The organism is Pseudoalteromonas sp. S3776 (assembly GCF_005886915.1).
Lineage (GTDB): Bacteria > Pseudomonadota > Gammaproteobacteria > Enterobacterales > Alteromonadaceae > Pseudoalteromonas.
In genome coordinates, this window is record NZ_PNCU01000199.1 from 1 (window position 1) to 208 (window position 208).

The 208-nt window shown below is 45.2% G+C and carries 1 protein-coding gene; it reads left to right on the plus strand.

The genetic code is table 11. The annotated features are described in order from the left end of the window. Positions 1-16: 16 nt before the first annotated feature. The coding region (locus tag CWC16_RS19625) for a hypothetical protein (protein ID WP_138542703.1) at positions 17-208 on the plus strand (192 nt) is incomplete at its 3' end.

Here is a 208-nt window from a genome sequence, read left to right on the forward strand (position 1 = left end):
AAAGACAGGTATCTCCATGACTAAACTGCCACTCAAGCAGCTGGTTCTCTATTTGGCTCTTTCCTTCGTACCGATTCAATCTCTGGCATCCATACAGCCACTGTTTCAGTTTGCTGCCGGATTACTGAACAAAGGACAGTTTCCAGAATCAGATCGCTATACCACCGATGATGATATTGTCGTTCTGACCAATGATGGCGTAGAACTG